The sequence below is a fragment of the Prevotella veroralis genome, from assembly GCF_018127765.1.
Taxonomy (GTDB): Bacteria; Bacteroidota; Bacteroidia; order Bacteroidales; family Bacteroidaceae; genus Prevotella; species Prevotella veroralis.
In genome coordinates this window covers 1,533,224-1,546,700 of sequence record NZ_CP072330.1, presented here as the reverse complement: position 1 = coordinate 1,546,700, position 13,477 = coordinate 1,533,224, and the positions used below count along the sequence as shown (strand labels likewise).

11 protein-coding genes are annotated in these 13,477 nt (G+C 41.5%); 6 read left to right on the top strand and 5 right to left on the bottom strand.

The genetic code is table 11. From position 1 onward, the window contains the following. Positions 1–2 precede the first annotated feature (2 nt). A complete protein-coding gene (locus J5A55_RS06495) occupies positions 3–2,417 on the top strand; it encodes a TonB-dependent receptor (RefSeq protein ID WP_004384755.1) in 2,415 nt (804 codons plus the stop codon). A gap of 27 nt (positions 2,418–2,444) precedes the next feature. After that, on the top strand, positions 2,445–3,632 hold the full coding sequence (locus J5A55_RS06490; protein WP_004384756.1) for a YncE family protein: 1,188 nt from the start codon (positions 2,445–2,447) through the stop codon (positions 3,630–3,632). 359 nt (positions 3,633–3,991) lie between these two features. On the opposite strand, the gene J5A55_RS06485 is transcribed toward J5A55_RS06490, so the two are convergent. From J5A55_RS06485 to J5A55_RS06475, 3 genes are read right to left on the bottom strand one after another with little or no spacing between them, the layout of a single operon-like run. Next, a complete protein-coding gene (locus J5A55_RS06485; RefSeq protein ID WP_004384757.1) occupies positions 3,992–4,393 on the bottom strand; it encodes a hypothetical protein in 402 nt (133 codons plus the stop codon). Further along, the gene (locus tag J5A55_RS06480; protein ID WP_004384410.1) at positions 4,390–5,634 is read right to left on the bottom strand and encodes a site-specific integrase; all 1,245 of its coding nucleotides are present in this window, start codon (positions 5,632–5,634) and stop codon (positions 4,390–4,392) included. The genes J5A55_RS06485 and J5A55_RS06480 overlap by 4 nt, the downstream gene beginning before the upstream one ends. A gap of 12 nt (positions 5,635–5,646) precedes the next feature. After that, positions 5,647–6,876 carry a site-specific integrase gene (locus J5A55_RS06475; RefSeq protein WP_004384409.1) on the bottom strand — a complete coding sequence of 410 codons (1,230 nt, stop codon included), beginning with the start codon at positions 6,874–6,876 and terminating at the stop codon, positions 5,647–5,649. A 639-nt stretch (positions 6,877–7,515) separates the two neighbouring features. Between J5A55_RS06475 and J5A55_RS06470 the strand changes: the two genes are divergently transcribed. Genes J5A55_RS06470 through J5A55_RS06455 form a run of 4 tightly spaced genes read left to right on the top strand, consistent with a single transcriptional unit; the run spans position 7,516 to position 9,763 of the window. Beyond that, positions 7,516–7,986, top strand: coding sequence for an RNA polymerase sigma factor (locus J5A55_RS06470; protein WP_004383724.1), 471 nt, complete (start codon positions 7,516–7,518; stop codon positions 7,984–7,986). Then, complete coding sequence (locus tag J5A55_RS06465; protein WP_039851474.1) at positions 7,983–8,423, top strand: hypothetical protein; 441 nt, start codon at positions 7,983–7,985, stop codon at positions 8,421–8,423. Before J5A55_RS06470 ends, J5A55_RS06465 begins: the two co-directional genes overlap by 4 nt. A 23-nt stretch (positions 8,424–8,446) precedes the next feature. Continuing rightward, the gene (locus J5A55_RS06460) at positions 8,447–8,884 is read left to right on the top strand and encodes a DUF6108 family protein (RefSeq protein ID WP_039851447.1); all 438 of its coding nucleotides are present in this window, start codon (positions 8,447–8,449) and stop codon (positions 8,882–8,884) included. Positions 8,885–8,896: 12 nt separating this feature from the next. After that, positions 8,897–9,763 (top strand): hypothetical protein, encoded by an 867-nt coding sequence (locus tag J5A55_RS06455; protein WP_004383727.1) that lies wholly within the window; start codon positions 8,897–8,899, stop codon positions 9,761–9,763. 85 nt (positions 9,764–9,848) lie between these two features. Here J5A55_RS06455 and J5A55_RS06450 read toward each other — a convergent pair whose 3' ends face one another. Continuing rightward, positions 9,849–11,054 (bottom strand): bifunctional 3,4-dihydroxy-2-butanone-4-phosphate synthase/GTP cyclohydrolase II, encoded by a 1,206-nt coding sequence (locus J5A55_RS06450; RefSeq protein ID WP_004383728.1) that lies wholly within the window; start codon positions 11,052–11,054, stop codon positions 9,849–9,851. Between the two features lie 6 nt (positions 11,055–11,060). Continuing rightward, complete coding sequence (locus J5A55_RS06445) at positions 11,061–12,995, bottom strand: LptF/LptG family permease (RefSeq protein WP_004383729.1); 1,935 nt, start codon at positions 12,993–12,995, stop codon at positions 11,061–11,063. Between the last annotated feature and the right edge of the window lie 482 nt (positions 12,996–13,477).

The following is a 13,477-nucleotide window of genomic DNA, read 5'->3' as shown; positions in this document are numbered from 1 at the left end:
TTATGAACAGATTATTCATCGTAACGATACTGTGTTTGTGTACAACAGTTTTGTCTGCCCAAAATATATTACGTGGGAAAATCATAGATAAAGAAACAGGACTTCCCATATTTGGGGCATGCATATCAATCAAAAATACAAAACAGAAAACAGTTTCTGACAAGACAGGCAATTATCAAATTGACATACCCTCAAATGGAACATGTATTGTTGAGGTTTCATTTGTTGGATATAAACGAGTAAGGCAAGTCATTGTATTAAACGGCAATATCACAAAAGACTTTTTCTTAGAATCATCAGCGAACGTCCTTAACGAAGTTGTAGTGAGGGGATCTTCCCAGCAGGCGGAAATAAACCGCATTCGGCAAAGTCCTATGGCTGTAACCGTAGTGGACGGATCCAAGCTGCGGGGACGTTCAAGCGGTATAGAAGAAATTCTTACACGCACGTCTGGCATCAAAGTAAGAAAGACAGGCGGATTGGGAAGTGCGTCGCGCATATCTGTACATGGTTTAGAAGGTAAGCGTGTCGCCGTATATATTAATGGGTTTCCACTCAACAGTCCTGACGGTTCTTTCGACATCAACGATATTCCAATAGATGTGATCAAATATATAGAGGTGTACAAGGGTATTGTGCCTGCAGAATATGGAGGCGACGGATTAGGAGGAGCCATCAATATTGTGACACGTGAGGATGAATGCGACCTAGTAGGATTCACGCAGGAATTGGCATCATTCGGAACATCCAAGACACTTACAAGTGCTCAAAAGCTTTTTGCAAAGTCAGGCATATTATTTAATGTTGCTTTCTTTAAGAATAAATCCAAGAACAACTACACGATGTCATGGCCAGTATTCGAAATAAATCTGCCAGTCTCAGAATACAGAAAGGTAAGACGAAATAATGACTATTATGACGCAGACTTCTATCATGTCGGCATTGGTTTTAGAAAGTTATACTTCGATAAACTGGATTTGGAATGCGCCTTCTACAGAAATAAAAAAGGTATACAGTCTCTTAACTTTGATTCGCAGCATGCCTATATGAAAGGCTTTAATATAATGCCCACTTTGCATATAGAAAAAGACGACTTCGTCTTTAAAGGTTTGGAAATGAAATCATCCCTTGTTATTCCTATTATACAAACGAGCCTGATAGACACAACAACAACAAGAAGACAATGGGATGGGACCATCACTCAGGCAATGGGGGAAACAGAAGATAATCTTCTTAATGAATCCCATAACCGGCAATTTGAATTACGAAACAAATTTAATTTAAAATATACATTTGGACAACATACATTCAACATAAATGATCAACTTGCTCTTTCGGACTACCGTCCTAAAGATGAACGCATGAATGACTATCTCGGGTTCGATCCTAGCTCGTTTCCCAGCAAAATGATTTCAAACAATATCGGACTCTGTCATTTGTATGCCTCTTCCAATCATCGTTTTCAGAATTCCTTGACGATAAGCATTTACTATCTGAAGTCAAAAATCTTTAGAACAAGCGATGCCTTGTCGAAAGCCCAAATGAAAGATGCATCAGCTCCCAAACAAACAAGTGTGAACAAAACGTACTACGGATTTAGTGAGGGAGTGAGCTATGAGTTTTGGAAAGGCGTGAGAGGAAAGTTCTCGTTTTCACACAATGTGAGACTCCCTGACACAGGAGAACTTTTCGGTAACGGAATGAGCATCAAGCCATCAGTGAACTTACTGCCTGAAATTGGAGACAACCTGAACGTTGGAACCATCATAGATACAAGAAATGTGATGGGACTTACCCGCGTGCAGTGGGAAACAAACTTCTATTACATGTATATCCAGAATATGATAAGGCTTTTCCCCGCTGATATCCGTTCCATCTACACAAACTTGGGAAAGACGAGCACGATGGGATTTGATACCGATTTGAAAGTAGACGTGACACCAAACATCTATACATATTTCAATCTTACACTACAGGACATTCGAGACCGGCAGAAATGGTTAAACGATGCAAAAGGGACGGATAATCCCACATATAATAAACATGTACCCAACATACCGTCTTTCTATTTTAACTATGGTTTGGAGTATCATGCAGAAAATTTGCTGGGGCGAAATGAACTATCTAGAATTTATATGGATGTGTCCCATGTCGGAGAATTCGATTGGGGATGGCAAATGAGCACACTGTCCGACCAGCGTAAAAAATGGATTATCCCCTCCAACGATGTGTTTACCATAGGCCTTCAACAATCCTTTTGGCACAACAACATTTCATTGAGTTTCGAAGTTGAGAACATCTTTGACAAGGAGAACTATATGGAATTCAAGATGCCACTGCAAGGACGCACTTTTAAAACAAAATTGCGTTTTAATCTGTTCCGCGACAAAACATCGGACGGAGCAATGAGTTTGTAATATATTACCAATTTAAAAACAAATAAAATGAAACATTATTTTTTAATCGCAGCCCTTGTGTTGCTATCTCTTGTAGGTCTCACCTCATGCGGAAAGGACTCTCCGGACTTTCCTCCCTCTACAAAATCTGAAGTAGGATTTGTACACAGCGTAAACATCGGAGAAAACACATATATTAGCCTGTTCAAGGATTTGAGTGTTAGTTCACTCAATACAGACAACGCATTGGTGCTTCCGAAGGGGGCATTCACATTCGTGTATAAAAATAAGATATATGTGACAGATACAGAACACCTCTACAAGTACATCCCTAAGGATGGAATCCTTGTTCAAGAAGGAAACACCATGCTATTTCCAAGTGGTGCAAAGGCCACATACATCACATTCTTATCCGAGAAGAAAGCCTACGTTTCTTGTCTTGGATTAGGAAAGGTGTGGATTATAGATCCGTCCTCCATGACAAAAACAGGAGAAATAGATTTATCTGGCTATTCCTTGGGGAAGTTGGCTGGCGACAATAATCCTGAACCATGTGCTTCCATCATCAGAGACGGCATCTTATACGTGACGCTCTGCCAATTAAAGTCTGCCTACTCATGCGAGAAGGGGGCACATATAGCCTTAATAGATACCAAGACCGATAAGCCCATCAAAATGATTAGTGACCCTCGTGCTACAATGGCCTCCTCTATGACCCCTGCTGGGGACCCATTCGTGGACGAGAAGGGTGACATCTATTTCTATTGCGTAGCTATGTTTGGATACCAGCCTGGGGTCAAAGAAGGATTCTTGCGCATTAAGAAAGGGGAGCAAGACTTTGACAACTCATATTGCTTCACCCTTGCAGACGTAAACTTAGAAGGAGTAAAGGGGAACAGAACATCGTATGCTTATAATAAAGTGTATGGTGGAAACGGAAAGGTTTATGGATACCTTAACATTCCCGGAGCGGCAAGCAATCCACCTGACTACGTTCATGACAAATCATTTCAAGCCTTTGAAATTAATCTATACAATAAGACTTGCAAGAAGATGAATTTTTCTGGAACTGTAGGCTGGGCCACATCCATCTGCAAGTCTGGCAATAATATCATCTTCGGCATGTCAACAGACCAAGGCATGGGCTACTCTGTCTATCACATGGATGATGGAAGCTATGAAAAATTGAAGGTAAAGGTTTCTGGAGCACCCTACATGTTGCATGAGCTTAAATAGTTGCCATAAAATATATTGGATACAAACTCAACATCTGAAAGGATGCGAACTTCTTGATTAGAAACTTTAATCTCCCTCAAAACAAGAAAAAGAGCTGTGTCGTTACTCATTATAGGGTTTGATACAGCTCTTTTAGTTTATGTGTTATAAACTATAAATTCTCATGGTTGTGCTTTTAGTTTTTATACACTGTCAATTCAGTTTTAATAAAAATCTTTCTTTTGTAGTAGCGTAGTAAATAATTGAAAGAATATTCGTATATCAATAAAAATCTTTAATCCTTTTTCTTTCAACGTATTATACCTTATTGTAGTTATGTAGTAAGATATAATCAATGAAAGAAAAAGAAAATATAATCATCAGGTATCCGTCTTTCCTATTAAGAATATCGGTGTTATTATGGATGTAGGTTTCTGCAATCTCTGACATACATGTTTCCTGAAGAAGTGTGCTTCCGTACTGTCCAATTGATAAGACAAAGCGATGATGATTGTGAGTGGATAAAGCGGAGCATATCCTCGCAGTCGTCCGTTCACGAATACTTCCTGCTCCCCTGTATCCCTTTCGTCGGGTTGCAGGGGAGAGACTTTTAGTAGAAGTTGCAGACGATAATTGAGCTTCCTCCATGTTACACTAAAGAAATCCACCAGTTCACTCTCTGTCATTGCTATTTCGCCTTTGCCTTTGCGAGTGATTTGCATATTATCGCCCCACTCGAAATAACTGCGATCTCTTTTTATTTGATGGTGATTGACATTCATACGGTTTCCTCCTTCGTTTCTTTTGTCTGATGTTTCCTTATCAACCTGTCCATGTCCTCAGAAATCTTATTATCTGTCACCTGTGCGTAGATTTGAGTACTGGATATAGAGGCGTGCCCCATCATCTTGGCAATACTCTCTATGGGTATTCCTGCACTTAAACTCAGCGTGCCGAACGTGTGCCTTGCCATGTGGTAGGACAACCGCTCTCTGATACCGCAAGCCTTACCCACGATGCTCAGGTTCTTGCTCATCACGCTACGGCTACAAGCACAGTGAAAGATAAAGTCGTCACCTTTTTCTTTCACCGTCTGCATTTCTTTCATGCTTGGTCGTTCTTTCTTGCATTGATTGATGATGGCTTCCGCTATGGGGTGCAGGGGCACAATAAACTCCATCTTTGTTTTCTGCCGTCCCTTTCTAATATATTTCTGTCCGTCTGCTGACATTTGGATATGACGGTATTGCAAATGTTCCATATCGGCAATAGCCAAACCTGTAAAACAGGCAAAGACAAACATCCGTCTTGCTTGTTCTGCCTCCTTATCAATTACTCTCAATGCCATGAGTTTGCCAACATCGCTCTTTTGCAAAAAGCGTATCTTCTGTTCCGTTTTCTCATACTTGGCATTCTCAAAAGGATTGCAACGGATGAGCCTTTGACTGACCGCACGATACATCAGCCTACTCAGCCAACAAAGATAGCGATTCATGGTTGCTGTTGCCAAGCCTCGTTTTTTCAGATAGAAACGGTATTCTTCAAACAAGTCTTCCTGTATAGTGGCTATGACTATATCCGTCATTCCCTTATCCTTTACAAACTCCGTAAGTAACTTATCTGAATAGAGAAGATTCTGATAGGTTCCCTCAGCTCTCGATTTGCCCACGCACTCTTTAACGGATTGCAGTTCGGCTTTGCTCATGGCAAGAAGTGTTGTCGGCGTAGCGGCTACTCCCTGCAAACGGTTCTTGAGCACTTCCACACTTACCACTCCGTCCTTTATCAGAATATCCTGATAGGTCTTTTCTACAAGTTCCTTAAACTCGCCGATTCTTTGATTGGTCTTCTTGTCGGTTGTCAGTCCTTGTTTGCTGCTCCACTCGGAGGACTTGCACTGCTCGCCTGTGGTGATAGCAGTGCTCTTTCCGTCTATGGTGATACGGCAGAGAATGGCGGTCTTGCCGTCTGCCTTTATTTTCTGTCTGTTGATATAGAACAGTATCTTAAATGTACTTCTCATAAAAAATCTTGGTTAAATGGTTAAACGCAAATCTTCAGTGAAAGAAAGGAAACGGTTAAACTCCTCAAAGAGTTTCTGCGGTGTAACCTTCGCATAACGTTCGGTCATACTTACGTTCGTATGTCCGAGCATCTTGCTCACCGTTTCAATAGGAACGCCCTGCTCCAAGGTGATAAGCGTGGCAAAGGTATGCCTTGCAGTATGCGAAGTAAAGGGGAAAGAAATACCTGCCCGTAATCGCAAGGCTTTAAGACAGGACTGATAAGTGGGATATTTGATATGGGGGAGCAGTGTTTCCCTTTCATCGCTGTGCATTTTCTCAATTAACCGAACAGCTTCCGGCAACAACTTGATACGACAAAGTACGCCTGTCTTTTGTCTGCTGAACTTCAACCACAAACTGCCTGCATCATCACGGACAAGGTGCTTCTTGCTTAGTTCCATCAAATCGCAATAGGCTGCACCGGTATAGCAAGCGAAGAGAAACACATCACGAGCAGTTTCCATTTCCTCTTCCAATTCATCAAAGCGGAGTGCCTTCAACTTGTCCAATGCTTCTTTGTCAAGAGCTTTAGGTGCTTTCTTGTCTCCTCGTTCTATATGTACTTTATCAAACAGAAGCGTATCAGCCAGTCCCTCACGATAAGCCAGCCTACAGACGGTCTTCAAATCTGCTGCAACTCTGAAAAATGTGCTTTGCTGATGACCGAGTTCACCGAGACAGAACGTCTGCAATTCATAGATAAAGCTTTCTGTAAGCTGTGAGAATGCCAAATCCGAAACATGGTATTTCTTCTGAATGAACTCCTGTAATCGTTTCCGAGTGGAATGATAGGCGGACATAGAGTTCCTCTTGATGTCTATACCGATATGGCTTTCTTTCTCCTTGATGAGCATATCCAATCTCTCGATGAGCATACAGCGAGCCTGCACGCTGCCTTGAAACAGCTCCTTTACATCGGTTGCGTCAAATGGCTGGCCTTTGGCAATCAACGACTGATAGGCAGATTGAATGGAAAGCAACAGGTTCTCCAACTTGCCGTTAATTTCCACCGCTTCACGGCTCTTGCCGTCCATCCTGCTCTCACGTGAATTCCATAAGTCAGGATTGCAGGAGAGTTTACAACTAAACTGAGCAATGGAACGCTCAATGGTAATACGCCCCATAATCGGAGCTCTCCCCGACTTGTCCAGACCGATCTTTTTAAGGTAGAGCAACACCTTCATTTTCTCTGTTTTCATACGCTTTAATATTTGTGGGCAAAGTTACCCGAATTAAAGCGTTCCTCACTTATGCAGAATACTGCCGACCGAAGCAACAGCCACACGAGCGAAAATAATTCAGTTACCTAATACTGCACCATCGTTACCTACATCAAAACAAGGTAACACACTGGTAACTGAACTTCTGCCTAAATCTGCATATTTCTGCCCTTTACAAATAGAGCAGTAGTATGCAAATCACCCCGTCTCATACTCATTATCAGTTAGTTTACATCAGCTTCGATATTTCTTCATTTTCATTGATTAGTTACGTGTATATAACTCATTATACACGTTTGTATAATTGATTATACACGTTTGTATAACTCATTCTACACACCTGTATAATACGACACATTAACTTTTCCAGATTTGGATAGACACCTTTTTGTTATATTAGCTGAATCAGTAGATACCCTTTTTGTATGTCTACTGGAAAGTGAGATACAAGTTGAGAATCCTACTGGGAAGATAGACGTAAAGAGGAGACACACCTTATTATATATATAGCTCAAATATTTTCTTTACGCTTTACTTGTAAGAATGAGAAAAAAGTTGAACCTTTGATGTCACAAAAACCTACTTATTACGTATTATAAGCAAAGACGGAAAGAAGTCATGACCATCAACGAGTACAAAGAAGAGGTGAAGCTGGTACGACCACAGATGCTCGCCATTGCCCGTAACTATCTAAAGGACAATGATGAGGCAGAAGATGCTGTGCAAGACGTACTACTGAAGCTTTGGCAACTAATTGACACTCTACATCTCCCGATGGCTCCTCTCGCTTCGGTACTGTTGAAGAACCGTTGCATTGACATTCTTCGCCGACATCACTACACAACAGAAGTGAATGAGACTATTCCTAATGAGGAGGAAAAAGCCGACGAACGATACGAAAAGGTAATTGCTCTCATTGACACATTACCTACAATGCAGCAAACTATCATGCGACTGCGGCACATGGAGGGAATGGAGATTAACGATATTGCCAAACTCACGGGCAGTAAGGAGACTGCAGTAAGGAAGGCTCTAAGCCGCGCTCGCCATGCTATTAAGGATCAATTTCTAAAAACTGAATGGGAATGAACAAATACGAAGATATAAAACAACTGGTAAGTCGCTTCATGGAAGGGGAGACTTCACTTGACGAGGAAAGACGACTCTACGATTATTTTAGATACGAGAAAGTGGCAGCAGAGCTACTTCCTCTGAAAGAAATGTTTTGTTCGATAAGTACACTCATGGAACCCAAACAGAAGGAAGTGCATCAGAAGAAACAAGCAACGTTTATCCTCCTTCATAGGAAACTGATAGGTATAGCTGCTTCAATAATCATTTTATTGGCAGTTGGGAGTATGGTATGGCATGCTCAACGGCAAGATTATTGCGAAGCATACATCTACGGCAAACACATCACTGATCCACAACAGGTAACAAAAGAGATTAGTGGGACACTACAAGACTTGCAACAAGAAGATGCTACCGACATAGATGATCAGTTGCACGACATCTTTCATCAATAATAGAAACTAATAAAGTAAACGTTATGAAACAACGATTATGCTTGATATTACTGCTGATGTTTACCTCACTTTGCATTCATGCACAGCAAAGTCTGAACGTTACTCCTCTCTTTCAAGGGAAGATAGTGCCTCATGGTGATTTAATCGATGTGAGAGCAAAAGGAAGAGCTGTCAGTAAGTATAAACTTGATTACTATCATAGTATTCGCTTCAAAGCTTCTGAACAGCAACGTGCAACAGTGTTCGAACTGGTTGAACGAGACCATAAGAATGCTATTGGAGCAGAACAAACTATGAAGAAGGGAACCTTCACGCTCATCCTTGCCTTACCTGCGCAAGGAGCATTACACAAATACCTCTGTTATTTAACACAACAAAGGGGGCGCACACTTACCATCACATTAGTTTATATGGAAGGAAAGGTTTCAAGTATAACAGAACTTAAAAAATTAATACAATAAAAATCAAAGCTTATGAAAACTATCTTACTTAGCATGTTGCTAACTTACAGCTCATCAGCTCTCGCATCCGTAAGTATCAATGACACACTAACGATTGAAGAACCACGACAAGTAAAGATTATCACAAACGATTCTCTACAACATATCGAGGTGCTGGGGAGTAAGGATAATCCCACTTACCGATACGTGAACACCATTCAATTGGTGGATAGCAACTACGTGAGCACTTCGTCAATCAATGAGAAATCATGGGATTTCTCTATTGCAGGGTTTAATAAACCTAAGGATAGCAACCGCACAATAGAGTTTGCTACTCGATTAGCTTTCGGTTTCAACAGTGCGCCTGGGATTCCTCATGCTGCAGATATACAACCTTTCAAGTCATGGGAGATATGGTGGATTATTGCTGACTGGGTATATAAGCCATGGCGTAGCAATCATAAATTTTCTGTAGGAGTAGGTGTTGACTGGCGTAATTATCGCATTACGGGCAACCAACGATTTGTAAAAGATAACAACGTTGTGTCACTTACCAGCTATCCCACAAATAGTAGCCCTAAGTTCTCACGCATTAAGGTCTTTAGTGTCAACTTCCCACTCACCTACGAGTATGATGGGAAATACTTTGGTTTCACGCTCGGACCTATTATAAATTTCAACACATATAGCAGTTTGAAGACTCGTTATAACCTTGATGGACATAAGATTGAAGACGAAAACAGTGGTGTTCGCGTGAAGCCTGTGACCATTGACTTTATGTGTTCTGTCAACTTTAATGGTGGTCCTGACTTCTATGTGAAGTATAGTCCATGCGACTTAATGCGTAACGGATATGGACCAAAGTTCAAAACTCTCTCATTCGGTATATTACTTCGTTAACACCACGAACAATATCAAACAAATAAAAAGCTTCGAAAGCTATAGGCTTCCGAAGCTTTTTTTATCTCTTAGCGATTATAAAGGTTTATAGGTGCAAGTCATGCCCCATACGATCACGCTTCGTCTTGAGATAACGATAATCGAACTTATTAGGAGCTATCTCGATGGGTACGTTCTCCGTAATCTCAAGTCCGTAAGCCTCTAAACCGACACGCTTTGTGGGGTTATTCGTCATCAATCGCATCTTATGAACCCCTATATGGCGTAGCATCTGAGCCCCACAACCATAATCACGTTCGTCTGGACGGAAGCCAAGATGTATATTCGCCTCAACCGTATCAAGTCCTTCATCCTGCAATTTATACGCTGCTATCTTATTCATCAGACCGATACCACGCCCTTCTTGTTGCATATAGATAATAACCCCCTTGCCCTCTTTCTCTATCATTTCCATCGCTTTATGGAGTTGTTCCCCACAATCACAACGCTTACTACCAAGGATATCACCCGTAGCACATGACGAATGAACACGAACAAGGATTGGCTCATCTTCCTTCCAAGAACCCTTTATCAGTGCCATGTTTTCCAGCCCATTAGCCTGACGGAAAGGTATCAATCGGAACGTACCATACTGTGTCGGAAGTGCCACCTCAACGCCTACTTCAATGCTAGACTCCTTCTTCAATCGGTAAGCAATGATGTCTTTTATACTGATAATCTTCATTCCCCACTCCTTAGCACGCTTCTGAAGATCAGGCATACGAGCCATAGTTCCATCTTCATTCATAATCTCCATCAACACACCAGCAGGGTAACAGCCAGCGAGTTTACAGAGATCTACGGCTGCTTCTGTATGTCCAGAACGGCGTAAGACGCCATTGTCTTGAGCATAAAGAGGGTTTATATGCCCCGGACGACCAAAGGTTTGAGGCGTTGAATTAGGGTCTGCCAACGCCTTAATAGTTGCAGCACGATCATGTGCAGAAACGCCAGTTGAGCATCCTTCCAACTTATCCACTGTCACCGTGAAAGGCGTTCCTAACATAGATGTATTATCAGATACTTGATGTGGCAAGTCCAACTCATCAGCCCGAGAAAGAGTTACTGGCACACATAAGACACCACGAGCATTCTTCAACATAAAGTTTACTTTCTCTGGTGTTATCATCTCTGCCGCCATGATAAGATCACCTTCATTCTCTCGATCTTCATCATCTACGACTATAACAAACTTTCCTTCACGGAAATCCTTTAGTGCATCTTCGATGCTATCAAGTTTAAACTCTTCCATATCTTGTTACTGATTATTATTGTTTTCTATTCTCAACACCCATCCTCCATGCGCTTCAATCTCTGCTATAATCTCGTTATTACAGGTCGTAATTGTACGTAAATCATTATAGAGACGGAGCCTGAAACGCCACATTCTTATATAGAAGAATATACCTGCGGGGACGATGATTGCCGAAGTTATGTTCATCCATCTGCGATCAAACGGACGTGTATGTGCTTTAACTGCAAGGATCGGATACTTATTTAAAGAGGTGAGGATTACTCTGTTTCGGGTGTTTCCTAATTCTTCAATAATGCTCTCCAACTCTGCATTTATATTCTCAATAGTATGATCGGCATGGTAACGGAAGAACACTTTAACCACATTTGGTAGTGCTTTAAGGTTGCGCGACTGAGAGTAACGGGCTATCTTTCCATTCATGATCCTCAATTGCTCGGCTATCTTAATATAGTCTGGATCATTGATAATAACCTCTTTGCTTGCTATACTACGCTTGATACGCAAGCCAAGCATACGCCTTAAAACATTCCTATAAGCGTCAGCATTGAATACTGCCGAATCATTATTTGCTTTATAAGTAAAGAATGCTGCCATCGGAACTAACACTGCCATTGATAGCCCGCGACCGAACCATATAGCCCAATCTCCCTGTCGGGACATGCGGTAACCTGTGTTATCAAGGATGTAATAAACGATGAATACCAACACACTCACTATAATTGGTATTCCCAAACCACCCTTTCGGATGATAGCACCCAACGGTGCGCCGATGAAGAAGAAGACGATACAAATGAGCGAAATAGTAAACTTGTTGATAAATTCTATCTCATGTTGTCGTATCATCTTATCGCCATCGCTGGTGATCATAGACTTGAAGTCGAGGTCGCTAACCTCCTGTTGAACGGTCGACAAAGCCTGATCTACGACCAGTCGTCGTTGATCAGCTGGAAGCCTCTTATATAATGAATCGATATCGAACTTCTTGCTATCTGCTATCTTAATAGCCTGCTTCTTATCCGCAGAAGATAGCTTGGGAACAGGGTAATAAAGCGATTGCGCATCTTTGTAATAAGCCTTTCCTACACTGTCATATACATGCACTAACGAGTCCTTGTCATGGCTTATCTTCTCCAGACTCTTCGTTCGCGCATCACTCGAAATACCTGTAGCATCAGTCAAATTAAAGTCTCCGTCAAAATCTAAGACTATATGTTTATGGGCGAAAGTTTCCCTTCGGTAAGGTACACTCGCACTATTTCCCATCTCTTGCGAACGCATGTTCTCGAACCATTCACCACTCCATAAGTTCAAGACGAGGTGCTTCTTTTCAGCCGTAGACTGCAACATCCCAGAGTCTGCAAGGATGATTGCTTGATCCTCATAACTATCTGTCATGCGGTACACCATTATATTATAAAGGTGTCCACTCTTCATGTCTTTTCGCTCAACATATAGATTCGTCTGTGGGATACCATCGTAGAAAACACCCTCAGGGATCTCTAATTCAGGACTTTTATGCCGCATAGAAATAAGCAGTTGAGCCATATTCTTCTGTGCCATAGGACCTATATTGTTTTGGAAATAGAATGAAGCTCCAGCGATGATAACGCTTATCACGATCAGACCACGGAATGATTGAATCAACGAAATACCTGCCGATTTGATCGCAGTAAGCTCTGAACTCTCACCAAGGTTACCGTATGCTATCAGTGAAGAGAGGAGGATTGCAAGCGGAAGAGCCTGTGGAACCATCATCAAACTCATATACCAAAAGAACTGTCCGAGCACCTCCATCGACAGTCCCTTACCTATCAAGTCATCCACATAACGCCACAAAAACTGCATCATCAGTACGAACAAACTGATAAAGAACGTTCCTGCGAAGAGCATACCAAACTGTTTGGCGATGAAGATATCTAATTTCTTGATACGAAACATGTACTGTCTTAGGATTGTTTACCGCTTTTATTTTCCTTGCAAAAGTACATAAAAATATCAGAGTAAAGGTCTTTTTTAGTATTTTTATTCTTTTCTCGGAGTCTTCATAATCGGTCATTTCAACCCAACTCTCACGTATTTTGTTATACGCATGACCATCCCTTACAGTGCCATTCACCTATAAGAACATTGCCTTAATAAAGTTCTCTATACAAAAGAGAGTACACCTCTAAAATCTTCTCCAGCCTTTCCAACAGAAAAGAACGTATAAAAGGAGGTAGGTAAACATACTTTCTCTTAATCCAATGATAGCCTTAACTTCATTGAATGTATTGATTAATACGAATGAGAAACATTGTCTCAAAGTAGGGACAGACGCCCCCGTCTGTCCGCCATAATACAGCCAATAAAAGCCTCCCAAAGCCCCTCCAAAGGAGGGGATGTAGCCTAACGGGATGCCATATAAGGGTAAATAAGCGGAC